This is a genomic window from Pseudomonas sp. S36 (assembly GCF_016647875.1).
GTDB lineage: Bacteria > Pseudomonadota > Gammaproteobacteria > Pseudomonadales > Pseudomonadaceae > Aquipseudomonas > Aquipseudomonas parafulva.
This window is the reverse complement of the sequence record NZ_JACVVG010000007.1, coordinates 128,877-154,998: the sequence shown is the minus strand read 5'-3', so window position 1 is coordinate 154,998 and position 26,122 is coordinate 128,877. Positions and strand designations below refer to the sequence as shown.

The window sequence follows — 26,122 nt, the reverse complement described above, 5'->3', positions numbered from 1 at the left end:
GGTTGCGTCGGGAGCGTCAATCGACGCAGCCCCTAGGCGGGATAACAAAGCGACCCGGCTCGATGGCCATTCGGCAAAACTGTGCCACACTGAAAGCAAGTGATATCACATAGCCATTACGCAGGTCGTACGCCCCCATAATCACAACAGGAGTGCGCAGCATGCGAGGCCATCTGATCAACAACCCGCGCCTGGAATTTCTGGCGCCTGTGTTCGAACGCTGGGTGGAATGCATCGACCGCTACAACCGCTGCGCCGGCGACGCCGAGGCGCCTTACTGGCACGGCGCAACGGCCAATGCAGGGCTGCTGGCAGCGGCGGCCTGGCAAGCAGAGCTGACCGCGTTGCAGCAGTTTTCAGGCAAGAAACAACGGGACGACGAGGACCGTGAGGCACGCTGCGACCTATGGATCAGCAGCCTTGACGAGGCGCTTTACCTGAGTGTGAGCCAGCGCTGGCCGAAAATGGCCGGCCTGGACATGGCGGCAGCCCTGCAACAGACTGCGGCCCTGGCTCACCAGGTGGCTTACCCCAGCCAGCTGAAAGCCGGCGCCCTGTTCATCAGCCCGTGCAAGGCAGGGCAACATGCCAGCCCCGAGGAACTCCAGGACCTGGTGGACGACCTGCAGAAGCATACTGCGTGCGCCATTGCCTGGTATTTCCCCTACGCCTACCGCAAGCTGCACGACGCACTGGGTAACTACTACCCAGGCGTTGCGCTGCTGCTCAGGCAAAGTTGAACCACGCGCTGGGCTGGCCAGTCACGCAGGGAAAAACCGCTTTGCCAACGCCGGCGTACGCAGGCGCCTACTGAATACGCCGGGGTCGAATACCTGGCCCGTGCGCAGGTCGTGAACCACGCCGGAAGCAGGCTTAACCGTACGGCCCAGGGTAACCAGGATAAAGTGGTAACCGGCCCCGTATACCTGCTCCACATTCTCCACCCGGAAATACTGCCCAGGCAGAAACAACGTTTCTGCTTCATCCCAGTACAGCGAAAAAGCGCTCACCGGGGTGCCATCCTCATAACGCCCGGCAGGCAGCTGGTAAATCACGGAACTGTCATCGAACTCCCTGGCGTTACCACGCGCCTGCCCAGGTAATACACGTGAGGCGAACTCCGCTGCCTTATAGGGGTTTTCGGTAAAGGACGTCAGGTCCGTAGTTACCAGCGTGTCCCCCACCTTCAGCCGACCTGTGCGATAGGGTGCCGCACCGGTGTGGCGCGCTGCATTGCCACCGCGGTACAGCGTCACCGCGTTACTCTTGGGCAGCCGCTCGAGCGAGTCAGCCAGGTTGGCGATATAGCTGTCTTCGTCCCCATACCGATAGCGGCCATGGCGGAACACATCATTCACTTGCGACTCGTCGCTGGTGTAGTACTCGATCAACGAATTGAAATACTCACGCTCGTGACGGTACGAATATTCAGGGGCGTTTCTGACCATCACGCAGTCCAGCCCATTGGCATCCACATCGGGCGCACGTCCCTCCGATACCGTAGGCAACATCCAGGATTCCAGAAGGGCTTTCTGACGCCTCAGCGCCTGAGTGCTAAGGGCCTTGCTCTGTGCAGAATCCAGGCCGGCGTAGGTGTCCCAGAAAGGGGAGTTTACGGTGGCGACGTTCTCTATAGCGGGGGGGTTGCCGCCTGCCAGGCGGGGCGGCACCAGTAGTTCCCATTCACCGCTGGCACTCAGGCGGACCGGGCGCAGGGGCCCGAATGCGTATGGGTTTTCGGCCGGCACGATCAGCCAGCATGACAGGTCGGTGCTGTAACGGACCCGGTACGACAAACCGTTCAGCTTGATCCAGCAGGAGCCATCCTCCTGCACCAGCACGCCCGCCAGCCGACCTTCACGGCCGGTTTCACCCACCAGCAGGTTGTTGGTTTCCAAACCCTCCGCGGCCGTGGTCGCTGACGTCTGCACTTGCCAGTGCTCCAGTGAAATCGTGGCTTCATGCTGGGGTGCCTGATAGGCCAGCGAGTCGAAACTGGCCTGGAACATCACATCCACCAGGTTGAGCGCAGCCATTAGCGTATCGATCATGGCTGCGCGTAACGCCGCCTTGCGCCCGTCATCGTCTCGTGCATCCAGTGCAGCATCCACCTCCAGCGCCACCCGGCTGACGGTGACCCCGAGCATGACCCAGAGCACTGGCCGCCCGAGGGGCGCAAAGCCGCCAAACACCTTCAGGAATGCACCCAAGTATCCTCGCCAGAGCACCTTGCGCAGGTCCTGGTTGCTGATCATCAGGTTGGCATTGCTGTGCATCTCGGCACGGGACAAGTTGGCCATGTAGTCGAAGAAGTCGTTCTTCACCGGGCGTTTCAGGGGTTGCAACAGCACCTGCGCAGCTTCTGCCGAGGCACTCTGGGCCAAATTGTGCAGCTGCCCATGGATACGCTTCACCCTGCCGTCATCATAGAGATGCGTAGCCCGCATGAACTGACCCAACCACTGCGGGTCCTGCAGGCTCGTGCGCAACCAGCCGGCCATGGCGCGCTCGGACTCGAACGCCCACAAGGCCTGCTCGGCCCAGGGCAGATACAGCATCGCGCGTCCGTCCTGCTCATGCAGGCTATAAAGGCAGCCGCGGTCGTCATGATCGAATGCGTAGCGGTAAACCTTCAATGGGCGCTGGCTACTGTCATGCTCCAGCCGGGCCAGTACAGGCAGCTCGTTTGCACTCAAGCGGTCAGTAACCAAGGCGCGCAACTGCGCCCACTGCGTGCTGTTTATCTTGCCGGCCTGCGCCGCATGCCGGGCTTGGGCCAACAGGTTGATCTTGGCCAGCACACGAAAATGCCGGCCATGCCGAACCCAGAACTCATCGACACGCTGACGGTAGAGGCTGGCGAAATCCAGCGTCCACAAATCAGCCAGCACGTCGCTGGGCAGCATCGGCACTTCATTGTGTTCGTCAAACCGCCCCGCATGGGGGCCCTGGCGATAGAAGCCGCCGTAAACGTTCAGTTCGTCGGAGGCCTCCTGAAAACCCGGGTCAAAGCGCTCGATCACCAGCTGCGGCAGCCGCAGCGACTTGCTGGGGCGCCCCGAATGCTGCCAGCCGGTGAACGTGCGCGGGCTGCTGGTAGCCGTGCCTTGAAACTGGTGCCACCAAACGAACCGGGGGTCAATAGCCTTGCCGGTACGGCGCAGCAGGATTTGCGTGGCCTGCTCCCTGGCCAACTCATAGGGGTCGGGGTAGTCCCGGATGATCTTGTCGACCAATCGCGCCAGCGGCATACCAGCACTTATCGCATCCAGGCCACGGTCGACTTTTTCCAGAAGGTTCTTCATGGGTACTCCTGCCTCGGGTTGTCAGGCACCCATGCTGCCTAGCGAAGTGGTCAGCAGGCGGTAGCGGTGTAGCCCCTGGTCACAGCGACTGAACCCAGCAGACCCGGCTATTCTCTGAAGCACTACCTGCCGCACTGAGAGACGCCGCCATGAATCGCCCGCCCGTTCCACTGTTGCTCGTGCTGTGCGCCGGCCTGGCAGGCTGCGGCGAAACAGCCCGCCTGGCGGTAGCCGACGGCACGGGCCCTACCCCGCAGCTCCCGCCTCCCGCTGAAACCCTGTTCCCTACCGTCAACATCGCACCGGCCACCGGCTGGCCCCAGGGGCTGATGCCTCAGGCAGCACCAGGCTTGCACGTGACCCGCTTTGCTGCAGGGCTGGACCACCCCCGATGGCTCTACGTACTGCCCAATGGCGATGTCCTGGTGGCGGAAACCAATGCGCCCGCCAAGCCCGAGGACAGTCGCGGCATACGTGGTTGGGCCATGGGGCTGGCCATGAAACGTGCAGGCGCAGCAGTGCCCAGCCGCAACCGCATCACGCTGCTGCGCGACGCCGACCATGACGGTGTAGCTGAAACCCGCACGTCCTTTATAGAAGGGCTCAATTCACCCTTCGGCATGGCGTTGATCGGCAACGACTTTTACGTGGCTGATACGGACAAACTGCTGCGTTTTCACTACGAACCCGGTATGCAGCAGGTTACCGGTGCAGGCGAGGTGGTGACCGAACTGCCTGCTGGCCCCTTGAATGACCACTGGACAAAAAACGTGATCGCCAGCCCGGACGGCAAACGGCTGTACGTGACCGTGGGCTCGAACAGCAACGTGGGCGAAAACGGTCTGGAGAAGGAAGCTGAACGGGCCGCGATCTGGGAGATAGACCCGGCCACCGGCAAGCATTGGATCTATGCCAGCGGCCTGCGCAACCCTAACGGGCTGGCGTGGCAGCCAGGCAGTGGCGCCCTGTGGGCCGCGGTCAACGAGCGTGACGAAATCGGCAGTGACCTGGTACCGGACTACATCACGTCTGTGAAAAAAGGCGGGTTCTACGGTTGGCCATACAGTTACTACGGGCAACATGTGGACAACCGGGTGCAGCCGCAAGACCCTGCCAAGGTCAGCAAGGCAATAGCGCCCGACTACGCAGTGGGGCCCCATACCGCGTCCCTCGGGCTGGCCTTTGTCGACCAGGGTGTGTTGCCGCCGAGCTTTGGCCAAGGCGCCTTGATAGGGCAGCACGGCTCGTGGAACCGGCAGCCCTACAGTGGCTACAAAGTAATCTTCGTACCGTTCGACAGCGCCGGCACACCGGCCGGCCCACCCGTGGACCTATTGACCGGCTTCCTCGACCAGGCGGGTAATGCCATGGGCCGACCGGTCGGCGTCGTGCAGGACAGCCGCGGTGGTGTGCTGGTGGCTGACGATGTGGGCAACAGCATATGGCGGGTCAGCAAAGCCCCCTGAGCATGCTCAGGGGTTCTGCGCCAGGTGCCCCTGCTGGATCACCCGCTTGGCCTGCAGGTAGGCCTTGGCCCAGTAGCTGTTGGACAGGTAGTCCAGGCGCACGGTGCCACCGGTGGACGGAGCGTGCACGAAGCGCCCGTCGCCCACATAGATGCCCGCATGGCTGACCTGCGACCCACCCCCTGTGGCGAAGAACACCAGGTCCCCGGACTGTAGGGACTTGGCATCTACCGTTGGCGCTTGCATGACGATCATCTCCCGCGTGGAGCGCGGCAGGCTGATACCGGCGGCATCGCGGTAGACGTATTTGATGAGGCCGCTGCAGTCGAAGCCAGAGTCCGGGGTGTTGCCGCCCCAACGGTAGGGCGTACCCACCAGGCCGATCGCGCGGATGAGCACGTCATCGGCCACGGGCGAAGCGCTCGGCTGGCTGTACACGACCCGTGGCTGAACCACCACCGGGGCAGGTGCCGGTGGCCGGCTGGTACAAGCAGCCAGAAGGGCTGCCAGGGAAAGCAATGCGAAGCGCGCCATCGTTGTCATGGCCAAAACATCCTGTCTGAGGTCGCTGGGCCGCAGCCGAAAAGAGTTGAGAACTTAGATTAGACGTTTTCTGTAAATGCGCACGGCGGCGAGCTTTTTTTGAAAAGCAACGCCGCCGTGGCAGGGTATATCACATGCTATCAGTTGCGCGCGATGTTGGTCGGCGCCATGGCCAAGGCACGCTTGGCTTCGATGAAGGTCTTGCTCCAGTAACGGTCACCGAGGCTGTCGATGCGTACGCCACCGCTGCGGCGGCTGCTGGAGTGGATGAACTGGTTATCACCCAGGTAGATACCGGCATGGCTGACACGGCCCCGGCCGTTGGTGCTGAAGAACAGCAAGTCACCTGGCTTGAGCTTGTTGCGCGCAACCTTGGGTGCATCGACGTTGATCATTTCACGCGTTGAGCGTGGCAGGGTCATGCCCGCCTCTTCGCGGAACAGGTAGCCGATGAAACCACTGCAATCGAAGCCGGACTGTTCCGAGGTACCGCCAAAGCGATAGCGGGTGCCGATCAACGACATGCCGCGCTCCAGAATACTGTCGGCCAGAACCGGCAGTTGGTAGGGCTTGCTGCTGGAGAAAGCCTCCAGGTCATCTTCAGTGGCCACTTCTTGCGGTTCGCCGAACACCGACGACGACGAGGCTTTGGCCTTGATCGCCGGCTGTACGGCGACCGGAGTGTGATCCTGGGGCTGCGAATAAGAAGCTGGGCCTTGGGCCGCGCAGCCAAAAAGCAGGGTCACGAGTGCGAGTGGCACGAGGGGTGCGAAGCGCTTGAGCATGGGCACAACCGTGTCTGTAATCCTTTAGTGGGGTGGAACTATGCCCTCTATGATGGCGATTTGCAAATTTTATCGAAAAAGATGTGACTTTTCTGTGAGGCCGCTCTAGCCCAGCGTTTTCAGGGGGTTACCAGCCGAGGGTTTCTTTCAGAAACGGGATGGTGAGCTTGCGCTGAGCCTGCAGGGAGGCTTGGTCCAAGCGTTCAAGCAGGTCGAACAACGCGCTCATGCTGCGCGCGCCACGGGTGAGAATGAAGTGCCCGACTTCATCGGTGAGGTGCAGACCCCGGCGCGATGCCCGCAGTTGCAGGGCACGCAGCTTGTCTTCGTCGGACAGCCCACGCATCTGGAACACCAGGGCAAGGGTGAGGCGCGACTTGAGGTCGGGGAGCTTGATGGGCAATTCGCGGGGGGAGGCAGACGCGGCCAGCAGCAGGCGGCGGCCGCTGTCACGCAAGCGGTTGAACAGGTGGAACATCGCCTCTTCCCAGTCCGGCTTGCCGGCGATGACATGCAGGTCATCGATGCACACCAGTTCGTACTGGGCAAGGTAATCGAGCAGCCCGATGCCGCGCTCCAGCAGTTGCGCCAGGGGCAGATACACCGCAGGCTCGCCACGTTGCTGAAAACGGTGAGTGGCGGCCTGCAGCAGGTGGGAACGCCCAACGCCCTGCTTGCCCCACAGGTAGATGAGGCTCTCGGTCCAGCCGGCGTCCGCTTCGCAAAGACGCTCGACATACCCCAGCGCCGCAGCATTGGCGCCCGGGTAATAGTTGATGAAGGTGGCGTCATCGCGCAGGCGCACACCCAGGGGCAACTGGATCGGTGGTTTCATGCTCGCGGGCGGTCGGCGGGACCACAGGGGCCTTTAGTGAACAGTCGGCAAAGTCTATACCTGCAACGCAGGGTGCACAATCACACCCGGGCAGAGTGCAAGCAAAATCAAAGGCTTGCAGCCTGCCACGGGCAAACTCGGCTACAGCTCAGGGTCGACGTCTGCGTCGTACATGTCCGACTGCTTGTACAGGTCGTGCATGTGCCGCAGCAGCACCATGATCACCGCTGCAACCGGCAACGCCAGCAACACGCCGGTAAAACCGAACAGTTCACCGCCGGCCAGGATCGCGAAAATCACTGCCACAGGGTGCAGGCCAATGCGATCCCCTACCAGCAAGGGGGTCAGCACCATGCCCTCCAGCGCCTGCCCCACCATGAACACCGCCACGATGCCGAGCATGGGATAAAGGTCGCCACCGAACTGGAACAACCCGGCCACCAGCGCTGCGCCGATACCGATAATGAAGCCCATGTACGGCACAATGGCCGCCAGCCCGGCCATCATGCCGATCAGCAGGCCCAACTCCAGGCCAACCAGCATCAGGCCGGCTGAATAGATGAAGCCCAGGGCGACCATCACCAGCAACTGCCCGCGTACAAACGCGCCCAGCACCTCATGGCACTCACCGGCCAGCTCGACGATTTTCGGCTCGTTCTGGCGCGGCAGCAGGCTGCGCAACTTGGCCATCATCACGTCCCAGTCGCGCAGCAGGTAAAAGCCCACCACCGGGATCAGCACCATGTTCGCCAGCCAGGCGATCAAGGCCAGGCTGGAGGCCGTTGCCTGGGACAGCACCACACCCACGATGTCGGTGGTCTGGCCCATGTGCGCGCCGATGGCCGCCTTGATCTTGTCGAACTTCCAGAAGCCATCTGCAAGCCCGAGGCGCCCCTGCACCCAGGGCAGTGCAACATGTTCAAGCCAGTCCAGCACCTGGGGCGCCAGCTCGTAGAGCCGAACCAGCTGCTTGGCCAGCATCGGGATCAGCACGAGCAGCAAGGCCAGCATTACCAAAGTGACCAAGCCGAATACCACAACCACGCCCCAGGTGCGCGACATGCCCATGCGCTCCAGACGATCGACCAGGGGGTCTGCCAGGTACGCCAGCAGGATGCCGACCAGAAACGGGGTGAGGATATTGTGCAGGCTATACAGCAGCACGATGAGCAGCAGTGCCAAGCCCAGCCAGATCCAGCGACGCATGTCAGTCATGATGAAGCCTCTTACCAGCGGAAACGCAAGCCATCGAAAGATTTGGGCACTGCTAGGTCAGGGGCGGGCTGCCCTGCCGAGGCTGGCGGTAGGGTGCTGGCAGGCGCGGGGTCGGCCGGCAGTTCCTGCAGCCGCGCAAGCCCCAGCTGGGCACGCAACTGCTCGCGGTTGGCCGTGACTGCATAGGTGAAGGTGGTACCCTCTGCCAATTGCAGGTGAGCACCATAGGGTTCAAGAATGCGGGCCAGTTCGGCGTAGCGTTGCAGGTTCATGCCTTCTACCTGCATCAGCAACTGGCTGCTGGCACCGGGGCGGTTGACGTAGCGCGGCGCAAGGCGGTTACTCACCGCCAGCATCACGGCATCAGCCAATGCCTCAGGGGACGCGCCCTCGGCAGTACCCTGCTCGTGCTGGTCCCCCAGCCACAGCTGCCATTTGCCCTGCCACTTGCCGTCCGCTTCCTGGGCGTGAACGGCCAGCAAGGCGTCGGCACCGTACCGCTCGGACGCTTCGCGCAGGGGGCCGGGTTTGCTGGCGTCGATCTGTTTGGCGTTGGCCACCAACTGCTCTTGCAGGTCGGCCAGCGGCAGGCGCAAGGGCAGGCCACGGTGCTGGGCTGCCTGGCGCAAGGGCTGGGCGCTGGGCTGGCCATCGCCGACCAGGTTGCTACCCTCGGCGCTGTCGTTCAGCCACCAGCCAAGGATGGACGGGCGGTTGCTGCCCCACAGTGCCAGGCCGGCCTTGCGCAGGGCACGCTCGGTACTGCCAGGGTCGAATTCGACCATCACCGATTCGGGCGGGCCTGCATCGCTGCCCACCTGATTGATGATTTGCTGTGGGTCCTTGCGCAACCCGGCAAGCCCGGGGCTCTGAACAGCCTTCGGGTCGCCGGTCAGGCGCAGTACCAAGGTATCGAAGGCTTGAGCGGTCGCCGCGTTGCGGGCCTCAGCCCCCTGCCCTGCCACCTGCTCGCGCACCTGATAAAGGCCAGCGACGTTCTCAGCCTGGGCAACGCTTGCCATGAGCCCCAGACAACCCGCTACCAGAAAATTCAAGAAACGCATGAGGTATCCTTCTCGGACAGAGCGGCGACGGCAAGCTGCAAGCTGCAAGCTGCAAGCAGGATGCGGTATGGGCCTGGCTTGAAGCTTGAAGCTTGAAGCTTTCGAGACACCGCATCAACACCCCAACCGTTTTTTAGCAATTTCCCGCCCTGCCCGTCGGCGTGAGGATGGCCGCTGCCCGGCAACCCTGATAAAATCGCGCGCCTTCACAGACCACTGAAGTTCAGGCAGCCGCCATCAGGCAGCCAGCCCTGGCTATCAAGGTCTTTTCTACGAATCCCTCCCCCTAAAGGCCTGGATCAATGAGCAAGCAACCCTCCCTGAGCTACAAGGACGCCGGTGTAGACATCGACGCCGGCGAAGCACTGGTCGAACGCATCAAGGGCGTGGCAAAACGCACCGCACGCCCTGAAGTCATGGGTGGCCTGGGCGGCTTCGGCGCCCTCTGCGAGATCCCGGCCGGCTACAAGCAGCCGGTGCTGGTCTCTGGTACCGACGGCGTCGGCACCAAGCTGCGCCTGGCACTGAACCTGAACAAGCACGACAGCATCGGCCAGGACCTGGTCGCCATGTGCGTCAACGACCTGGTGGTATGCGGCGCCGAACCGCTGTTCTTCCTCGACTACTACGCAACCGGCAAACTGAACGTCGACGTGGCGGCCACTGTGGTCACCGGTATCGGTGCCGGTTGCGAGCTGGCCGGCTGCTCGCTGGTCGGTGGTGAAACCGCCGAAATGCCCGGCATGTACGAAGGCGAAGACTACGACCTGGCCGGCTTCTGCGTGGGCGTGGTGGAAAAGGCCGAGATCATCGACGGCTCCAAGGTGGCCACGGGCGATGCCCTGATTGCCCTGCCGTCCTCCGGCCCACACTCCAACGGCTACTCGCTGATTCGCAAGATCCTCGAGGTATCGGCCACTGACGTCGAAAGCACCCAGCTGGGCGGCAAGCCCCTGACCGACCTGCTGATGGCACCGACCCGCATCTACGTCAAGCCGCTGCTGCAACTGATCAAGAATACCGGTGCAGTCAAGGCCATGGCCCACATCACCGGCGGCGGCCTGCTGGACAACATTCCACGCGTACTGCCGGCCAACGCCCAGGCAGTGATCGACGTGGCCAGCTGGCAGCGCCCGGCAGTGTTCGACTTCCTGCAGGAAAAAGGCAACGTCGACGAACACGAAATGCACCGCGTGCTCAACTGCGGCGTCGGCATGGTGATCTGCGTGGCACAAGACCAGGTGGAAACCGCCCTGGCTGAACTGCGTGCCGCTGGCGAGCAGCCTTGGGTCATCGGCCACATCACCGAAGCCGCTGAGGGCGCAGCCCAGGTCGAGCTGCAAAACCTCAAGGCACACTGATGCCGAACGCGTTCTGCAATGTCGTGGTACTGCTGTCGGGGTCCGGCAGCAATCTGCAGGCCCTGATCGACAGCTGCCAGGCCCCGGGTAACCCAGTGCGCATCTGCGGGGTGGTTTCCAACCGTGCCGATGCCTTTGGCCTGCAGCGCGCCGCCGCGGCGGGCATCGAACATGTCGTGCTTGATCACACCCAGTACGAAGGCCGTGAGGCCTTCGACGCTGCGCTAATGGCGTGCATCGACGGTTTCGAACCCCACCTGGTGGTGCTGGCTGGCTTCATGCGTATCCTCAGCGGCAGCTTTGTGCGCCACTACCAGGGGCGTCTGGTCAACATCCATCCGTCCCTGTTGCCCAAGTACAAAGGCCTGCACACCCATCGCCGGGCGCTGGAAGCCGGTGACGCGGAACACGGTTGCAGTGTGCATTTTGTGACCGAGGAACTCGATGGGGGGCCACTGGTCGTACAGGCTGTTGTGCCCGTAGCCGCCGATGACACCGTCGAAACGCTGGCCCAGCGGGTGCACTGTCAGGAACATCTGGTCTACCCCCTGGCAGTGCGCTGGTTTGCCGAAGGGCGCTTGCGTCTTGGCGAACAAGGTGCATTACTGGATGGCCAGCCCCTGTCGGCCAGCGGTCACTTGATTCGATCCTAGGAGATTTTATGCGTCGTGCCTTGCTCTTGGCTCTAGCCGTGCTTGCCCTGCCCCTCCAGGCAGCAGACTTGAAGCCGTTTTCGGCCAGCTACACCGCCGATTGGAAGCAGTTGCCCATGAGCGGTACCGCTGAACGTAGCCTGGTCAAGAATGCCAATGGCACGTGGAGCCTGAACTTCAAGGCGTCCATGATGATTGCCAGCCTGACCGAGCAGAGCACACTGCGCCAGGACAACGATACCCTGCTGCCCCAGCAGTACCACTTCGAACGGGGCGGCCTGGGTAAGGCGAAGAAGGTCGACCTGAACTTCGACTGGGCCGCCAAGAAGGTGACCGGTACCGACCGTGGCGATGCCATCACCCTGCCGCTGAACCGCGGCGTACTCGACAAGTCGTCGTATCAGCTGGCGCTGCAGCATGATGTGGCCGCTGGCAAGAAGAGCATGACCTACCAGGTGGTCGATGGCGACGAGATCGACACCTACGACTTCCGCGTACTGGGCACCGAAAAGGTCACCACCAAGACCGGCCAGGTGGATGCCGTCAAGGTCGAGCGGGTACGTGACCCGAGCCAGAGCAAGCGCATCACCGAGCTGTGGTTCGCCAAGAACTGGGATTATCTGCTGGTGCAACTGCGTCAGGTCGAAACTGACGGCAAGGAATACGTGATCGTGCTGCAGGATGGGACGGTCGATGGCAAGGCGGTAAAGGGTAACTGAGCCGGGTTTGTCTTGAGTGACTGAAGCCTCGCCTTGAGCGGGGCTTTTTTATGGGACGATGGTGGGGCGGGCGCCGAGGCGCCGCAAGCAGGCTTCATGAAACTTGTTTCATGGCGATTTTATTTACTTAGCCTGCTAACAAACTCTATAAAGGGGGTGTGCGACACACTGTCGCAGCCAACTGAAAATGTGGAGTTTACCGATGACAGTCCAAGTAACCGAACGCGACGAATCGAAAATGTCCCATGAAGGCCTGGCCGCTGGCGTGCGGATCTGGGACGTGCACCAACAAGGTCAACTGGTTGGGATGTTCCATAACGAACACGAAGCACAGCAGTACCGCGTCGAGCTGGAAGACCAGGAAAAGCAGCGCACCACGCAATGACCCCTCTTGAACGAAAAACCCCGCCTAGGCGGGGTTTTTACTGTTACCACATCAGGTCATCCGGGATCTTGTAGGCCGCATACGGGTCATCATCGTCGGCTTCCTCCACATGGGTGTTGAGCAGCAACACCCGGTGCGGGTCGCGCTCCTGGATCTTCAGCGCCGCTTCACGCGGAATCACTTCGTAGCCGCCCCCATGGGACACTACCGCCAGCGCACCATTGCTCAGCTTGCTGCGCATCAGCGCATTGACCGCAATGCGCTTGACCTTCTTGTCATCGACGAAGTTGTAGTAGTCCTCGGTGGTGAGCTTCGGCAGGCGGGTGGCTTCGATCAACTGCTTGATCTGCGCGGCACGGGCTTTCTGCTCGGCCTTTTCCTGCTGCTGGCGGTTCAGCTCCTGGTCACGCTTGGCCTTCTCGGCCATCGCTTCCTTGGCTTGGCGCTGCTGGGTGTCGTCCACCTCTACCTGGCCTTTGTGTTCCAGGCGTTTTTGTTTTTTCTCAGCCTTGTTGGCCTGGGAGACCTGTTTCTGGTTGACCAGACCGGCTTTGAGCAATTGGTCGCGAAGGGAAAGGCTCATGAATGTTCACTCACTTATGCAACAGCTCAGCTGCAGCTGGGCAGGTTCTTTTCCTGACGCTTGGCTTCACCCCAAAGGGCGTCAAGCGCGTCAAGGTTACACTCTTCAATAGGGGTGCCACTGTCGCGCAATGCCTGCTCGATAAAACGAAAACGTCGCTCGAACTTTCGGTTGGCGCGGCGCAGGGCATTTTCCGGGTCTTGCTTGAGGTGCCGCGCCAGGTTGACGGCAGCGAACAACAAATCGCCCACCTCGTCTTCCAGTGCATCGGCGTCATCGTCGGCCATGGCCTGCAACACTTCATCCAGTTCTTCACGCACCTTGTCCAGCACCGGCAACGCTGCCGGCCAGTCGAAGCCGACCGTGGCCGCACGCTTTTGCAGTTTGGCTGCCCGGGACAGGGCCGGCAAGGCTGACGGCACGTCATCAAGCAGCGACAGTTGCTCGGGCGTGCTTTTCTCGGCCCGCTCCTCGGCCTTTATCTCCTCCCAACGGGACTTGACCTGGGCCTCGCTCAGGCTGGGGGTATCCAGCGGCGCATAAAGCTCGCCGGTAGGGAATACATGCGGGTGGCGGCGAATCAGCTTGCGGGTGATGCTGTCGACCACGCCATCGAACTCGAAACGCCCCTCCTCCCGGGCCAGCTGGCTGTAGTAGACCACCTGGAACAGCAAGTCGCCCAGCTCACCTTGCAGGTGCTCGAAATCACCGCGCTCGATGGTGTCGGCGACCTCGTAGGCCTCTTCGAGGGTATGGGGGACGATACTCGCGTAGTTCTGCTTGAGGTCCCATGGGCAACCGTACTGCGGGTCGCGCAGGCGGGCCATGAGGTGCAGCAGGTCTTCGAGGGTGTAGGTCATGTAGGCAGGTCCTTCGGCGGTGGCTTCTTCGCGGGTAAACCCGCTCCCACAGGATGGATACAGGTTTTGAAATCTGTACGTTACCTGTGGGAGCGGGTTTACCCGCGAAGCAGACGCCGCGGTCTCAAGGGGTACGATTACGCCGCGTCTCGATGATGTTCGGCAACTGCGAGATCCGCCCCAGCAGGCGCCCCAGCGCGTCCAGGCCTGGAATCTCGATGGTCAGAGACATCAGCGCGGTGTTGTCTTCCTTGTTCGAGCGAGTGTTCACCGCCAGCACGTTGATTTTCTCGTTCAGCAGCACCTGGGACACATCGCGCAGCAGGCCCGGGCGGTCATAGGCGCGGATGACGATGTCCACCGGGTAGGTTTGCACCGGGATCGGCCCCCAGCTCACCTGAATCATGCGCTCGGGCTCCTTGCCCGCCAGTTGCAGCACCGATGCACAGTCCTGGCGGTGGATGCTCACGCCACGGCCCTGGGTGATGTAGCCAACGATGGCATCGCCCGGCAGCGGCTGGCAGCAGCCTGCCATTTGCGTCAGCAGGTTGCCGACGCCCTGGATCTGGATATCGCCACGCTTGCCACCGCGCGGCCCGCTGGGTTTGCGCGGGACCAGTTCGATCTGCTCGATGCGCTCGGGCTCGAGCAGTTGCTGGGCAGCATTGACCAGGTGCGCCAGGCGCAAGTCGCCGGCACCCAGTGCCGCGAACATGTCTTCTGCCGTCTTGACGTTGGTCTTGTCGGCCAGGCGCTCGAAGTCCACCTGAGGCAGGCCCAACCGGCTTAGCTCACGCTCGAGCAGGGTCTTGCCGGCGGCGACGTTCTGGTCACGTGCCTGCAGCTTGAACCAGTGCACGATCTTTGCCCGCGCCCGGGAAGTGGTCACGTAGCCCAGGTTCGAGTTCAGCCAGTCGCGGCTCGGGTTACCGTGCTTGCTGGTGATGATCTCGACTTGCTCGCCGGTCTGCAGGCTGTAGTTGAGCGGCACGATGCGCCCGTTGATCTTGGCACCCCGGCAGTTGTGGCCGATCTCGGTGTGCACCCGGTAGGCGAAGTCCAGCGGCGTGGCGCCTTTGGGCAGGTCGATGGCGTGGCCGTCCGGGGTGAACACGTAGACCCGGTCCGGCTCGATATCCACCCGCAGCTGTTCGGCCAGGCCGCCGATATCGCCCAGCTCTTCGTGCCATTCCAGCACCTGGCGCAACCAGGAAATCTTTTCTTCGTAATGGTTGGAGCCAGACTTTACGTCGGTGCCCTTGTAACGCCAGTGGGCGCACACCCCCAGCTCAGCCTCTTCATGCATGCCGTGGGTGCGGATCTGGACCTCGAGCACCTTGCCCTCAGGGCCGATTACCGCCGTATGCAGCGAGCGGTAGCCGTTTTCCTTGGGGTTGGCGATGTAGTCGTCGAACTCCTTGGGGATGTGCCGCCACAACGTATGCACGATACCCAGCGCGGTGTAGCAGTCACGAACCTCCGGCACCAGTACACGTACGGCACGCACGTCGTAGATCTGGCTGAACTCAAGGCCCTTGCGCTGCATTTTGCGCCAGATGGAATAGATGTGTTTCGCCCGGCCACTGATATCGGCGTTCACGCCCGTGGCCAGCAGCTCGTTCTGCAACTGGTTCATCACATCACTGATGAAGCGCTCGCGGTCCAGCCGACGCTCGTGCAGCAGCTTGGCGATCTGCTTGTATTGATCGGGCTCGAGATAACGGAAGGACAGGTCCTCGAGTTCCCACTTGATGTGGCCGATGCCCAGGCGGTGGGCCAGGGGAGCATAGATGTCGAACACCTCGCGGGCAACCCGCAGGCGCTTCTCGTCGTCGGCGCCCTTGACTGCACGTATCGCGCAGGTGCGCTCGGCCAGCTTGATCAGCGCCACGCGCACATCGTCGACCATGGCCACGAGCATCTTGCGCAGGTTTTCAACCTGCGCCTGAGAGCCCAGCACCAGCGACTGCCGGGGGCTGAGGCTGGCGCTGATGGCAGCCATGCGCAGCACGCCGTCGATCAGCTTGGAAACCACCGGGCCGAAGCGCTGGCTGACCTCGGCCAAGGTCACCTTGCCTTCGCGTACCGACCGGTAGATGACCGCTGCCACCAGGGAGTCCTGGTCGAGCTTGAGGTCCGCGAGGATCTCGGCGATTTCAAGCCCGGCCTGAAAGCTGGAGGTACCGTCTGCCCAGGAATGCTTGGCAGGGTTGCCCTTCTTCTCGACGTCCAGGGCAAACTCGCAGGCGTCTTTCAGCGCAGCGCGGTCCAGTGCCGAATCGACGCTTACCACGTGGTCCAACCAGCCTTCGAGATTGATACTGCCGTCGGTGTTGACCGGCTGGTGCACTCTCACCTGTACCATCTTTGTTCTACCTTTCCATACAGCGCACCCCACGGATGCGCTGGCAATCACCGCACGGCTGCCAATCCTTGAAAGCCGTACCAAGGGGCCAGCAGCATGCTAGCCCGCTTCGAATAACGCCATGGCCTCGACATGTGCCGTCTGAGGAAACATGTCGAGAATCCCGGCCCTTTTTAACCGGTACCCCTGCCCAACCAGCACTTGCGCGTCTCGCGCCAACGTTGCCGGGTTGCACGATACATAGACCAGCCGTTTGGCCTTGAGGCGGGCGATGCCTTGCACCACCTCGAATGCACCGTCACGCGGTGGGTCCAAGAGTACCGCAGAAAAGCCTTCGGCGGCCCATCCGGAGCCGGCCAAAGGCTGCGATAAATCGGCCTGAAAAAACCGTGCGTTATGCACATTGTTGCTTCGGGCGTTGGCGGCGGCCCGGTCGACCATGGCCTGCACGCCTTCAACTGCTACCACCTCACGCGCCTGGCGGGCCAGTGGCAGGGCGAAATTGCCCAACCCGCAGAACAGGTCCAGCACCCGTTCGTCAGCCTGCGGTGCCAGCCAGGCCAGGGCCTGTTCGATCATCGCCGTGTTGACCTGAGCGTTGACCTGCACGAAGTCCCCTGGTCGCCAGGCGAGCTCCAATTGCCAGGGCGCCAAGGCAAAGCCCAAGGGTGCACCCTGCACCACCGGGGCAGGCTCACCCTCCCCCTGCAGCCACAACTGGGCGCCGGCCTGCTCGCAGAAGGCCTGCAACCGGGCCAGGTCTTCGGCGGGCAACGGCGCCACATGGCGTACCAGCACCGCGTCGGCAGTGCCGCTGAACAATTCCACATGCCCCAGGGCCTGCGGCTTGTCCAGCGAGCGCAGCACGGTTGGCAAATGCCGCAGAATCGACTGCAAGGGCTGTACCAGCACCATGCAATCGTCGAGGGCGACGATGTCCTGGCTGGCTTCGGCGCGCAACCCCACCTCCAGGTGCCGCGCCTTGGCGTCCCAGCGCACGGCCACCCGCGCACGGCGCCGGTAGCCGAACTCCGGCCCGCTCAGCGGCGGCGCCCACTGCTCGGGCTGCACGCCAGCCACCCGCTGCAACTGTTCGGCCAGGGTGCGCTGTTTCAACGCAAGCTGCGCCGCATGGGGCAGGTGCTGAAGGTTGCACCCGCCACAGCGGGCATAGTGCCGGCACGGCGCCTCGCGGCGCTCGGGGCTGGGTTGCAGCAACCGCTCCAGGCGCGCGTCCACCACCTTGCCGCGGGCACTGAGCACCCGCGCCTCGACCACCTCACCTGCCAGGGCGCCACTGACGAACCAGGTACGCCCGTCATGAAAGGCAATGCCTCGGCCGTCGCCGGCCAGGCGCTCCACGGTCAATTGCTGCTTCTTGCCCACAGGTACCTGGGGGCTGCGGTTACCGCCGGCTGGCTGAAAGCGCAGGCCGCTGTTGCTCTTTTTCTTGGACATTTAGCTGTGATCGAACAAGCCAGTGGACAGGTAGCGGTCGCCACGGTCGCAGATGATCGCGACCAAGGTGGCATTTTCCACCTCGCGGGACAGACGCAGCATGGCGGCCACCGCACCACCGGAGGACACGCCGCAGAAAATGCCCTCTTCGCGGGCAAGCCGGCGCATGGTCTCTTCGGCTTCCTGCTGGGACATGTCGACGACGCGATCAACACGGGCGGCATCGAAGATTTTCGGCAGGTACTCTTCTGGCCAGCGGCGGATGCCAGGGATGGCAGAGCCCTCCATCGGTTGCAGGCCGACGATCTGCACCGCCGGGTTCTGCTCCTTGAGGTACTGCGAGCAGCCCATGATGGTACCAGTGGTGCCCATGGAGCTGATGAAATGGGTAATGGTGCCCTGGGTCTGCTGCCAGATTTCGGGGCCCGTGCTGTTGTAGTGGGCGATCGGGTTATCGCCGTTGGCGAACTGGTCCAGCACCAGGCCACGGCCTTCGGCCTGAAGCTTTTCGGCCAGGTCCCGGGCGCCCTCCATGCCTTCTTCCTTGGTCACCAGAATCAGCTCGGCGCCGTAGGCGGTCATGGCGGCCTTGCGCTCGGCGGTGGAGTTGTCGGGCATGATCAGGATCATCTTGTAACCCTTGATCGCTGCCGCCATCGCCAAGGCGATACCGGTATTGCCGGAGGTGGCTTCGATCAAGGTGTCGCCGGGCTTGATCTGGCCGCGCAGTTCGGCCCGGGCGATCATCGACAGCGCCGGGCGATCTTTCACCGAGCCGGCAGGATTGTTACCTTCAAGCTTGAGCAGGAGGGTATTGCTGGTTTGGCCAGCCAGGCGCTGCAGGCGAACCAGAGGCGTATTGCCGACGCAATCGGCGATGGTTGGGTACTGCAAGGTCATGGTGTGCTTCACAATCCAGGCGGCAGGGGCGCCTATCATACCGGCAAACCCTTGCGCGCCATATCACGCAATCTGTGGTGCATATAGCTACACGCTATATCAAATGCCCAGTCATTGATTTCGGCTTGGCGCATGCGCGGGCAAACGCAGCCACAGGCGCAACCCACGCGGCCCATTGCGCGCCCACAGGGTGCCGCCCTGGCGCTGGATGGCACTGCGGGCGATGCTCAGGCCCAGGCCAAAGCCGCCGTCCCCGGGCCGTGAGCCGTCCAGCCGGGAGAACGGCGCGAAGATGCGCTCCAGGTCTTGTTCGGCCACTCCGCCCCCTTCATCCTCAAGCCACAGCCACCAGAACCCCGCCTCCCTGCGCCCACCCAGACGCACTATACCCTCGGGGGGCGAGTGACGAATGGCGTTGCGCAGCAGGTTCTCCAGCGCCTGGGCCAAGTAATTGAGGTTGCCCTGCACCCAGCAGCCCGCGGGCACCTCACAGTGCAGGCGGGTGGGTGACCAGCCGCACTCATAGCAGGCGTTCTCGGCCAGAAGGTCCCACAGCGCCTGCACCTCGATGGGCTCCAGGTTCATCGGCGCACGCTCGGCGTCCTGCCAGGCCAACTGCAAGGTGCCTTCGACCAGCTGCTGCATGCAGTCCACTTCTCGCCTCAGGCGCTCGCGCAACCCCTGTAGCTCGGGCTCGCTGTCGCAGGCCACGCGCAAGCGGCTCAGGGGCGTGCGCATCTCGTGGGACAGGTCACGCAGCAACTGCTGCTGGATAGCCACGGTGCCTTGCAAGCGTTCAGCCATCTGGTCGAATGCCCGCGCCAGTTCGCCCAGTTCGTCGTGACGGGCCAGTAGGCGTGGTGCCAGGCGCGCCGACAGCTGGTCGGCACGCCAGGCATTGGCCTGCTCGCGCAGTTGGTTCAGCGGCACGATCAGCATGCGGTAGAGGCCCACGCACAGCAGCAGGGTGAACAGCCCGGGGATGATACCGTTGGTGAGGATGCGCCACAGCAGCAGGTACTGGCCCGGGTTGAAGCGCTGTGGCAGCTCGATGACCAGCATGGCCTGCTCTGCGGCGCCCGGGAACGGAACACGCATCCACGGCTGGTCGACGCTGCGCCTGCTCATGGGCCAGTCAACCCCCCGCAGGCGGGTCAGGCGCTGCAGGGCTTGTGCATCGAGCGTGGCGTTGTCCAGCGGCCGCAGGTTGGCGTCCAGCACACCCACCCAGCCGTGCTCACGCCGGTGCATCTGCGCAACCCAACGGTCCAGGCCCTCACGCCCACCGCTGCGCCAGGCGTGCTCAGCCTCGGCCGCATAGGCGCGCAACGCTGCACGCGCAGGCTCGTCGAGGTAGGCGTTGCGGGTTTCCATATGCCGGCCCCAAGTGAAGCTGAGCCCGATCATCAGCAGGCAGAAGCCCACCAGCAGAATGGCAAGCTTCCAGAACAGCGAGTGCCGGTCGAGCACGGCCTACTGCACCTCAAGGGCGCTGAGCACGTAGCCTTTGCCCCAGACGGTACGGATCTGCCGCCCTTCGTAGCCGATGCCCTTGAGCTTGCGGCGCAGCTGGCTGACGTGCATGTCGAGGCTACGATCATGCTGCGAATAGCCCCGCTGCAGCACCTGCTGGTACAGGAAGGGTTTGCTCAGCACCTCGTCGGGATTACGGGTCAGCATTTCCAGCAGCCGGTATTCGCTGGGTGTCAGGCCCGCCGCGCAGCCGGCCAGGCGCACGTCCAGGTGCGCCTCGTCGAACTCCAGTTCGCCCCGATCCCCATGCTGGAGCGGCGGACGGTGATGGCGCTCCAGGCGCACGCGGCGCAGGATTGCTTCGATACGCACCTGCAATTCGTCCATGCTGAACGGCTTGGGCAGGTAGTCGTCCGCGCCACGCTTGAAACCGACGATGCGGTCAGCCTCGGCGCCCAGCGCCGACATCAGGATGACCGGCGTGGCGCCCTGCCTGCGCAGCTGGGTCAGGGCTTCCAGCCCGTTGAGCCCGGGCAGCAGGATGTCGAGCAGCACGACATCGAAGACCCGGCGGCTGGCCGTTTCCAAGCCCTCCAGGCCATTGCGGCACCAAGTGACCTGAAAGCCGCCGCGCTGCAATTGCTCGTGGAGGTAGGCGCCCAGTACGGGGTCGTCTTCAATGGCGAGGATGGCGGGGCTGGGCGTCGCTACAAGATTCATTGGCAACTGCCATTTATTCTCAATTGCCAGATTATTCAGCATCCCGTAGGCAACAGGCAACTGCATCCCGTGCAGCTTGGCCACAGAAGGCAAAAACACCGACTAAACAGGTGCATTAGCCTGGCAGGCGGAGTAACGTCGCCCCTTGGCCGTCACACACGACGGTGTCCAGGCACATGACAGGAGGCGGTGTGCTCGATCGTTTGGGGATTCGCAGCCGGGTGCTTCTGCTGGCCTTGCTGCCGGCCGGGCTGATGGCGCTGGTACTGGGCAGCTACTTTACCTGGCTGCAACAAAGCGACCTGCGTACGCAGTTGCTGCAACGCGGCAAGATGCTCGCCGAGCAACTGGCGCCTTTGGCTGCACCCGCCATGGCGCGGCCGGCGCCCGCGCAACTTGAACGCATCGCTGCCCAGACCCTGGAGCAGCCCGACGTGCGTGCCGTCGCCTTCCTCGCCCCGGACCGCACACGGCTGGCCCATGCCGGCCCCAGCATGCTCAACCAGCCCCCCAGCGGCGGCAGCGGCACGCAGCTGCTGCAACGCACTGGCAACGACGCCACCCGTTACCTGATGCCGGTCTTCGGCCACCATCGCGACCTGGCCACAGAAGCGGTGCCGGCCGAAGCCGAACGCTTGCTGGGTTGGGTAGAGATCGAACTGTCCCACGACGGCACGCTGCTACGGGGCTACCGCAACCTGTTCACCACCCTGCTGCTGATCCTCGCCTGCCTGGTACTCAGCGGGCTGCTGGCACTGCGCATGAGCCGTGCCATCAACCACCCTATCGAACGCATCAAGCATGCGGTCAACCAGCTCAAGGACGGGCACCTGGAAGAACGCCTTCCGGCGATGGGCAGCCATGAACTGGATGAACTCGCCCGGGGCATCAACCGCATGGCCGAAACCCTGCACAATGCCCATGAAGAGCTGCAGCACAGCATCGACCAGGCCACCGAGGACGTACGCCAGAACCTTGAAACCATCGAGATCCAGAACATCGAACTGGACATGGCGCGCAAGGAGGCCCTGGAGGCCAGCAGGATCAAGTCGGAGTTCCTGGCCAACATGAGCCACGAAATCCGCACCCCGCTCAATGGCATCCTGGGCTTCACCCATCTGCTGCAGAAAAGCGAGCTGATGCCGCGCCAGGTGGACTACCTGAACACCATCGAAAAATCTGCCGACAACTTGCTGGGCATCATCAACGAGATTCTCGACTTCTCCAAGATCGAGGCCGGCAAGCTGGTGCTCGACAGCATTCCGTTCAACCTGCGCGACCTGATCCAGGACACGCTGACCATCCTGGCCCCGGCCGCCCACGCCAAGCAGCTGGAGCTGCTGTGCCTGATCTACCGGGACACGCCATCGTCACTGATCGGTGACCCGCTGCGGCTCAAGCAGATCCTCACCAACCTGGTCAGCAATGCCATCAAGTTCACCCGCGAAGGCACGATCGTGGTCCGCGCCATGCTCGAAGACGAACACGAAGACAGCGCGCAGTTGCGCATCAGCGTGCAGGACACCGGCATCGGGTTGTCGCCCCAGGATGTGCGCACCCTGTTCCAGGCCTTCAGCCAGGCCGACAACTCACTGGCCCGGCAACCCGGCGGTACCGGCCTGGGCCTGGTGATTTCCAAACGCCTGATCGAGCAGATGGGCGGCGAAATTGGCGTTGACAGCACGCCCGGGGAAGGCTCGCAGTTCTGGATAAGCCTGAACCTGCCCAAGGCCCACGACGATGTCGAGGCCCTGCCGCTGCAACCCTTGCTCGGCCGCCGGGCCGCCATCGTCGATGGCCATGAACTGGCGCGCCAGGCACTGGACCACCAGTTGCAGGACTGCGGGCTGAGCGTCAGCCAGTTCGCGTCGTACGATCAGTTGGTGCAGGCAGTGCAGGCCGCGAGCCAGGCGGGGCAGCCGTTCGACTTCGCGGTGATGGGCGCCAACCTGGGCACCCTTTCGCCCGAGCAACTGGGCGAGTACTACCAGCAACTCGAACGCCACCACTGCCAGTGCGTGGTGCTGTGCCCCACCACCGAGCAAGCGCTGTACCACCCTTACCTGTCCAACGGGCACGGCCAACTGCTGTCCAAACCTTCCTGCACCCGCAAACTGCGCCGCTTGCTGCTGGAGATGGTGCAACCGCGCCGGCCGCAAAATGAAACCAGCCCACTTCACGGCCAGCACCAGCCAAAGATCCTCTGCGTGGACGACAACGCGGCCAACCTGCTGCTGGTGCAGACCCTGCTCGAGGACCTGGGCGCCAGGGTAGTAGCGGTCGACAATGGCTACGCTGCCGTTCAGGCCGTACAGGACCAACCCTTCGACCTAGTGCTGATGGACGTGCAGATGCCCGGCATGGATGGCCGGGCCTGCACCGAACAGATTCGCCTGTGGGAAAACACCCAGAGTGGCAACCCACTGCCAATCGTTGCCCTTACCGCCCACGCCATGGCCAACGAAAAACGCGCCCTGCTGCACGCCGGCATGGACGACTACCTGACCAAGCCGATCAGCGAGCGGCAACTGGCCCAGGTGGTGATGAAGTGGACCGGGCTCAGCCTGGGTTCGCCCCAGCAGGTCCAGGCCGAGCTGCCACCCAACGCCGACGAACTGAAGGTGCTGGACCACGAAGAAGGCCTGCGCCTGGCAGCCGGCAAGGCAGACCTTGCAGCAGACATGCTGAGCATGCTGCTGGCCGCGCTCGATGATGACCGCAGGGCCATACGCGCTGCCCGCGATGCCCAGGACCGCACTGCGCTGATCGAACAAGTGCACCGTTTGAACGGCGCCTCCCGCTATTGCGGGGTGCCGCAGCTACGGGCGGCCTGCCAGCGCAGCGAAACCTTGCTGAAGCAGGACAGTACACAGGCAACCCAAGCCCTGGATGAACTGGACAGCGCAATCGTTCGCCTGGCTGCGCAAGCCCGGTCGACCGGCTGAGGTTAATCGCCGACGGGCAGCATTCCACGCCGTTGGCCACGGACACACAAGGAGCCAGACATGCGTGCACTGCTGTTCAGTTGCCAGCATTACGATCAGGAGAGTTTTTCGCGGGCCGCCCAGCATTACGGTGCGGACCTCCACTTCCAGCCCGCCCGCCTGACCCTCGACACGTCTACCCTGGCACAAGGGTATGAGGTGGTTTGCGCATTCATCAATGACGAGCTGGATGCGCCGGTGCTCGAACGCCTGGCAAGCGGTGGCACGCGCCTGATCGCCCTGCGCTCTGCCGGCTACAACCATGTCGACCTGGCCGCCGCACGGCGCCTGGGCCTGGCCGTGGTACGTGTGCCGGCTTACTCGCCCCACGCCGTGGCCGAACATGCGGTAGCGCTGGTACTGGCGCTGAACCGCCGGCTGCACCGCGCGTATAACCGCACCCGTGAGGGAGACTTTACCCTGCATGGCCTGACCGGTTTCGACCTGCACGGTAAAACCGTCGGCGTGGTTGGCACCGGGCAGATCGGCGCCGCCTTTGCTCGTATCATGGCCGGTTTCGGCTGCCAGTTGCTGGCCTACGACCCCTACCCCAACCCTGACCTACTGGCCTTGGGCGCTCGCTATCTACCGCTGCCCGAGCTGCTGCACGAGGCCCATATCGTCAGCCTGCACTGCCCGCTGACCGAAGGCACCCACCACCTGATCAACACCCAGAGCCTGGCGCAGTTGCAGCGCGGCGCCATGCTCATCAATACCGGGCGCGGCGCACTGGTGGACACCCCAGCGCTGATCGACGCGCTGAAAAGCGGCCAGCTCGGCTACCTGGGCCTGGATGTGTATGAAGAAGAAGCCCAGCTGTTTTTCGAGGACCGCTCCGACCAGCCCCTGCAGGATGACGTACTGGCGCGGCTGCTGACGTTCCCCAACGTGATCATCACGGCCCACCAGGCCTTTCTCACCCGTGAGGCACTGGCGGCCATTGCCGAGACCACGCTGGAAAACATCAACCGCTGGGCGGCGGGCAATCCGCAGAACCTGGTGGTGGGTTAGTGCTAGGATACGCGGCATTTCTGGAGGACCCATGGTCGAACACGATTTTCGCTACACGCTTTTCAACCCGCAACACACCCTGATCGAGTGCCGCGCATTGGTGCCGGGCCGTTATCAGGTCACAGGCAACGGCGGCTCGATGCACAAAGGCGACACCTTGCTGGTGACCCTCAAGGGCAGCAAGGACCTGTCCATGCGCTTGGCCGTCGAAAGCGTACGCCACCTGATCAACCCACGCGGCCAATGGGTCGCCGTGGCCAGTGGCCCAGTGTTCAACGAGCTGGAAATCCTCAACTGGCAGGTTGAGTGCAACAGCTGCGCGGCAGTACTGGATTTCGAATTCGCCGTGGACGCCAAGCTGGGCAAGAAAGCCCGCCAGCCTGCTGCCAGTGCCCGCATCGCTGAGCTGGGTTGGGTAAGCCGCGACGAGACGCACCTGTGCCCGCGCTGCCAGGAGGGTGCACAGTGAAAAACCTGCTGACCTGCGTGCTGATCGCCACCGGCCTGCTTGGCTGCGCCGCACAGCCTGCCAAGCTGCAACAGGAGCGCAGCTATGTGCTGGAGTGGATCGGCGAGCGCCCACTGATCGACGACAGCCACCTGACCCTGACCCTGGCCAGCGACGGCCGTGCCTACGGCAACGCCGGGTGCAACCACTGGTTTGCGCCCTACACCCTTGACGGTGAGCGCCTGAGCTTCGGCCATGTGGGCAAAACCCGCAAGCTGTGCGCACCCGCCTTGATGGAGCAGGAAAAGCGCTTCCTGCAGGCGCTGGAAACAGTCCAGCGCTGGGACATGTCCCCTGTGGACCAGCTGCGCCTGTGGCCTGCCGAGGGCAAGCCGCTGCGCTTGTGGCCCGAGGAAGGGTGAGGGGTGGTGGGCCGCACCTTGAGCGGTGCTCACGCGCACCGGTTCGGTAACGCGCCCTAGATGCGGCCCGCCCTATTTACGCGCCCTTCAACGCCTTGATCTTCGCCTGCAAGCCTTCCAAGGTCTGCTCGCCCAGCAGTTGCTCGCGCACCTTGCCCTTGTCATCGATGATGTAGGTCACCGGCAGCGCCTCGCTGCGTGGCAGGTCATAACGCTCGGCCGGGTCCTGGGCCAGTACGGTGAAACCAATACCCAGGGTTTCGGCTGCCTGCTTCAGGTCCTGGCCCTGCAAGCCATCGAAGTTCACCCCCACCACCCTGACACCGTCAGCCGCCCACTGCTTGGCCGCAGCGTTCAGTTCAGGGATTTCGGTACGGCACGGCCCGCACCATTCTGCCCAGTAGTTGAGCACCAGCCAGTGGCCGTCAAGCTGCTCGGCCTTCACTGCATTACCGTGTTGGTCCACGCCATAATCGGCACCGCAACCACCGAGCAACAAGCTTGCGGTGATGGCCAGTACTGCTGCCAGACGCCTTGCCATGGGTCAATCCTTCTCGAGTTTTAGAG

General features: G+C 63.1%; 24 protein-coding genes. 10 read left to right on the top strand and 14 right to left on the bottom strand.

Features of this window, described 5'->3' with window-relative positions; genetic code table 11:
* Window positions 1-161: 161 nt before the first annotated feature.
* A complete protein-coding gene (locus tag IAE36_RS06280) occupies window positions 162-740 on the top strand; it encodes a hypothetical protein (protein WP_028635053.1) in 579 nt (192 codons plus the stop codon).
* A gap of 21 nt (window positions 741-761) precedes the next feature.
* Here IAE36_RS06280 and IAE36_RS06275 read toward each other — a convergent pair whose 3' ends face one another.
* Complete coding sequence (locus IAE36_RS06275) at window positions 762-3,305, bottom strand: dermonecrotic toxin domain-containing protein (RefSeq protein WP_201211151.1); 2,544 nt, start codon at window positions 3,303-3,305, stop codon at window positions 762-764.
* 149 nt (window positions 3,306-3,454) lie between these two features.
* On the opposite strand from IAE36_RS06275, the gene IAE36_RS06270 reads away from it, so the two are divergent.
* Window positions 3,455-4,771, top strand: a complete 1,317-nt coding sequence (locus IAE36_RS06270) for a PQQ-dependent sugar dehydrogenase (protein ID WP_201211149.1) — start codon at window positions 3,455-3,457, stop codon at window positions 4,769-4,771.
* A gap of 6 nt (window positions 4,772-4,777) precedes the next feature.
* Here the strand turns inward: IAE36_RS06270 and IAE36_RS06265 are convergent, their stop codons facing one another.
* The 5 genes from IAE36_RS06265 to IAE36_RS06245 form a co-directional block, all read right to left on the bottom strand.
* Window positions 4,778-5,314, bottom strand: coding sequence for a C40 family peptidase (locus tag IAE36_RS06265; RefSeq protein ID WP_201211147.1), 537 nt, complete (start codon window positions 5,312-5,314; stop codon window positions 4,778-4,780).
* 140 nt (window positions 5,315-5,454) lie between these two features.
* A complete protein-coding gene (locus tag IAE36_RS06260) occupies window positions 5,455-6,099 on the bottom strand; it encodes a C40 family peptidase (protein ID WP_201211145.1) in 645 nt (214 codons plus the stop codon).
* Between the two features lie 127 nt (window positions 6,100-6,226).
* The gene (hda, locus tag IAE36_RS06255; protein WP_060481729.1) at window positions 6,227-6,934 is read right to left on the bottom strand and encodes a DnaA regulatory inactivator Hda; all 708 of its coding nucleotides are present in this window, start codon (window positions 6,932-6,934) and stop codon (window positions 6,227-6,229) included.
* Between the two features lie 141 nt (window positions 6,935-7,075).
* Window positions 7,076-8,149 (bottom strand): AI-2E family transporter, encoded by a 1,074-nt coding sequence (locus tag IAE36_RS06250; RefSeq protein ID WP_201164772.1) that lies wholly within the window; start codon window positions 8,147-8,149, stop codon window positions 7,076-7,078.
* 11 nt (window positions 8,150-8,160) lie between these two features.
* Window positions 8,161-9,213 (bottom strand): DUF2066 domain-containing protein, encoded by a 1,053-nt coding sequence (locus tag IAE36_RS06245; protein WP_201211143.1) that lies wholly within the window; start codon window positions 9,211-9,213, stop codon window positions 8,161-8,163.
* 302 nt (window positions 9,214-9,515) lie between these two features.
* Between IAE36_RS06245 and purM the strand changes: the two genes are divergently transcribed.
* From purM to IAE36_RS06225, 4 genes are all read left to right on the top strand, one after another.
* Entirely contained in the window at window positions 9,516-10,574 is a 1,059-nt protein-coding gene (gene purM / locus IAE36_RS06240) for a phosphoribosylformylglycinamidine cyclo-ligase (RefSeq protein WP_201164770.1), read from the top strand.
* On the top strand, window positions 10,574-11,227 hold the full coding sequence (purN, locus tag IAE36_RS06235; protein ID WP_028635044.1) for a phosphoribosylglycinamide formyltransferase: 654 nt from the start codon (window positions 10,574-10,576) through the stop codon (window positions 11,225-11,227). The genes purM and purN overlap by 1 nt, the downstream gene beginning before the upstream one ends.
* Before the next feature lie 8 nt (window positions 11,228-11,235).
* Window positions 11,236-11,946 carry a DUF3108 domain-containing protein gene (locus IAE36_RS06230; RefSeq protein ID WP_060481733.1) on the top strand — a complete coding sequence of 237 codons (711 nt, stop codon included), beginning with the start codon at window positions 11,236-11,238 and terminating at the stop codon, window positions 11,944-11,946.
* A 202-nt stretch (window positions 11,947-12,148) separates the two neighbouring features.
* Window positions 12,149-12,331, top strand: a complete 183-nt coding sequence (locus tag IAE36_RS06225) for a hypothetical protein (protein WP_028635042.1) — start codon at window positions 12,149-12,151, stop codon at window positions 12,329-12,331.
* Window positions 12,332-12,374: 43 nt separating this feature from the next.
* Here IAE36_RS06225 and IAE36_RS06220 read toward each other — a convergent pair whose 3' ends face one another.
* The 7 genes from IAE36_RS06220 to IAE36_RS06190 form a co-directional block, all read right to left on the bottom strand.
* Entirely contained in the window at window positions 12,375-12,914 is a 540-nt protein-coding gene (locus tag IAE36_RS06220; protein WP_201164769.1) for a DUF2058 domain-containing protein, read from the bottom strand.
* A gap of 26 nt (window positions 12,915-12,940) precedes the next feature.
* The gene (gene mazG / locus IAE36_RS06215; RefSeq protein ID WP_201211141.1) at window positions 12,941-13,774 is read right to left on the bottom strand and encodes a nucleoside triphosphate pyrophosphohydrolase; all 834 of its coding nucleotides are present in this window, start codon (window positions 13,772-13,774) and stop codon (window positions 12,941-12,943) included.
* A gap of 124 nt (window positions 13,775-13,898) precedes the next feature.
* On the bottom strand, window positions 13,899-16,139 hold the full coding sequence (gene relA / locus IAE36_RS06210; protein WP_028635039.1) for a GTP diphosphokinase: 2,241 nt from the start codon (window positions 16,137-16,139) through the stop codon (window positions 13,899-13,901).
* 99 nt (window positions 16,140-16,238) lie between these two features.
* Window positions 16,239-17,597: a 23S rRNA (uracil(1939)-C(5))-methyltransferase RlmD gene (rlmD, locus tag IAE36_RS06205; RefSeq protein ID WP_201211138.1), complete on the bottom strand. Its 1,359-nt coding sequence runs from the start codon at window positions 17,595-17,597 to the stop codon at window positions 16,239-16,241.
* Window positions 17,598-18,497, bottom strand: a complete 900-nt coding sequence (cysM, locus tag IAE36_RS06200) for a cysteine synthase CysM (RefSeq protein ID WP_028635037.1) — start codon at window positions 18,495-18,497, stop codon at window positions 17,598-17,600.
* Between the two features lie 111 nt (window positions 18,498-18,608).
* Window positions 18,609-19,967 carry a sensor histidine kinase gene (locus IAE36_RS06195; protein ID WP_201211128.1) on the bottom strand — a complete coding sequence of 453 codons (1,359 nt, stop codon included), beginning with the start codon at window positions 19,965-19,967 and terminating at the stop codon, window positions 18,609-18,611.
* Between the two features lie 3 nt (window positions 19,968-19,970).
* On the bottom strand, window positions 19,971-20,690 hold the full coding sequence (locus tag IAE36_RS06190) for a response regulator transcription factor (RefSeq protein WP_201211126.1): 720 nt from the start codon (window positions 20,688-20,690) through the stop codon (window positions 19,971-19,973).
* Window positions 20,691-20,881: 191 nt separating this feature from the next.
* On the opposite strand from IAE36_RS06190, the gene IAE36_RS06185 reads away from it, so the two are divergent.
* From IAE36_RS06185 to IAE36_RS06170, 4 genes are read left to right on the top strand one after another with little or no spacing between them, the layout of a single operon-like run.
* Complete coding sequence (locus tag IAE36_RS06185) at window positions 20,882-23,635, top strand: response regulator (protein ID WP_201211124.1); 2,754 nt, start codon at window positions 20,882-20,884, stop codon at window positions 23,633-23,635.
* A 60-nt stretch (window positions 23,636-23,695) separates the two neighbouring features.
* Window positions 23,696-24,685 (top strand): 2-hydroxyacid dehydrogenase, encoded by a 990-nt coding sequence (locus tag IAE36_RS06180; protein WP_201211120.1) that lies wholly within the window; start codon window positions 23,696-23,698, stop codon window positions 24,683-24,685.
* A gap of 31 nt (window positions 24,686-24,716) precedes the next feature.
* Complete coding sequence (locus IAE36_RS06175; RefSeq protein ID WP_201211118.1) at window positions 24,717-25,154, top strand: hypothetical protein; 438 nt, start codon at window positions 24,717-24,719, stop codon at window positions 25,152-25,154.
* Window positions 25,151-25,555, top strand: coding sequence for an META domain-containing protein (locus tag IAE36_RS06170; protein WP_201211116.1), 405 nt, complete (start codon window positions 25,151-25,153; stop codon window positions 25,553-25,555). Before IAE36_RS06175 ends, IAE36_RS06170 begins: the two co-directional genes overlap by 4 nt.
* A gap of 76 nt (window positions 25,556-25,631) precedes the next feature.
* Here IAE36_RS06170 and IAE36_RS06165 read toward each other — a convergent pair whose 3' ends face one another.
* On the bottom strand, window positions 25,632-26,096 hold the full coding sequence (locus tag IAE36_RS06165) for a TlpA disulfide reductase family protein (protein ID WP_028635030.1): 465 nt from the start codon (window positions 26,094-26,096) through the stop codon (window positions 25,632-25,634).
* Between the last annotated feature and the right edge of the window lie 26 nt (window positions 26,097-26,122).

What these genes read in the sequence shown, in the direction of transcription:
- IAE36_RS06175 (WP_201211118.1), top strand. Translation starts at nt 24,717, where the DNA reads ATGGTCGAACACGATTTTCGCTACACGCTTTTCAACCCGCAACACACC.
- hda (WP_060481729.1), bottom strand. Translation starts at nt 6,934, where the DNA reads ATGAAACCACCGATCCAGTTGCCCCTGGGTGTGCGCCTGCGCGATGAC.
- rlmD (WP_201211138.1), bottom strand. Translation starts at nt 17,597, where the DNA reads ATGTCCAAGAAAAAGAGCAACAGCGGCCTGCGCTTTCAGCCAGCCGGC.
- IAE36_RS06260 (WP_201211145.1), bottom strand. Translation starts at nt 6,099, where the DNA reads ATGCTCAAGCGCTTCGCACCCCTCGTGCCACTCGCACTCGTGACCCTG.
- IAE36_RS06270 (WP_201211149.1), top strand. Translation starts at nt 3,455, where the DNA reads ATGAATCGCCCGCCCGTTCCACTGTTGCTCGTGCTGTGCGCCGGCCTG.
- IAE36_RS06225 (WP_028635042.1), top strand. Translation starts at nt 12,149, where the DNA reads ATGACAGTCCAAGTAACCGAACGCGACGAATCGAAAATGTCCCATGAA.
- mazG (WP_201211141.1), bottom strand. Translation starts at nt 13,774, where the DNA reads ATGACCTACACCCTCGAAGACCTGCTGCACCTCATGGCCCGCCTGCGC.
- purM (WP_201164770.1), top strand. Translation starts at nt 9,516, where the DNA reads ATGAGCAAGCAACCCTCCCTGAGCTACAAGGACGCCGGTGTAGACATC.
- IAE36_RS06275 (WP_201211151.1), bottom strand. Translation starts at nt 3,305, where the DNA reads ATGAAGAACCTTCTGGAAAAAGTCGACCGTGGCCTGGATGCGATAAGT.
- purN (WP_028635044.1), top strand. Translation starts at nt 10,574, where the DNA reads ATGCCGAACGCGTTCTGCAATGTCGTGGTACTGCTGTCGGGGTCCGGC.
- IAE36_RS06180 (WP_201211120.1), top strand. Translation starts at nt 23,696, where the DNA reads ATGCGTGCACTGCTGTTCAGTTGCCAGCATTACGATCAGGAGAGTTTT.
- IAE36_RS06250 (WP_201164772.1), bottom strand. Translation starts at nt 8,149, where the DNA reads ATGACTGACATGCGTCGCTGGATCTGGCTGGGCTTGGCACTGCTGCTC.
- IAE36_RS06190 (WP_201211126.1), bottom strand. Translation starts at nt 20,690, where the DNA reads ATGAATCTTGTAGCGACGCCCAGCCCCGCCATCCTCGCCATTGAAGAC.
- relA (WP_028635039.1), bottom strand. Translation starts at nt 16,139, where the DNA reads ATGGTACAGGTGAGAGTGCACCAGCCGGTCAACACCGACGGCAGTATC.
- IAE36_RS06230 (WP_060481733.1), top strand. Translation starts at nt 11,236, where the DNA reads ATGCGTCGTGCCTTGCTCTTGGCTCTAGCCGTGCTTGCCCTGCCCCTC.
- IAE36_RS06265 (WP_201211147.1), bottom strand. Translation starts at nt 5,314, where the DNA reads ATGACAACGATGGCGCGCTTCGCATTGCTTTCCCTGGCAGCCCTTCTG.
- IAE36_RS06245 (WP_201211143.1), bottom strand. Translation starts at nt 9,213, where the DNA reads ATGCGTTTCTTGAATTTTCTGGTAGCGGGTTGTCTGGGGCTCATGGCA.
- IAE36_RS06280 (WP_028635053.1), top strand. Translation starts at nt 162, where the DNA reads ATGCGAGGCCATCTGATCAACAACCCGCGCCTGGAATTTCTGGCGCCT.
- cysM (WP_028635037.1), bottom strand. Translation starts at nt 18,497, where the DNA reads ATGACCTTGCAGTACCCAACCATCGCCGATTGCGTCGGCAATACGCCT.
- IAE36_RS06220 (WP_201164769.1), bottom strand. Translation starts at nt 12,914, where the DNA reads ATGAGCCTTTCCCTTCGCGACCAATTGCTCAAAGCCGGTCTGGTCAAC.
- IAE36_RS06165 (WP_028635030.1), bottom strand. Translation starts at nt 26,096, where the DNA reads ATGGCAAGGCGTCTGGCAGCAGTACTGGCCATCACCGCAAGCTTGTTG.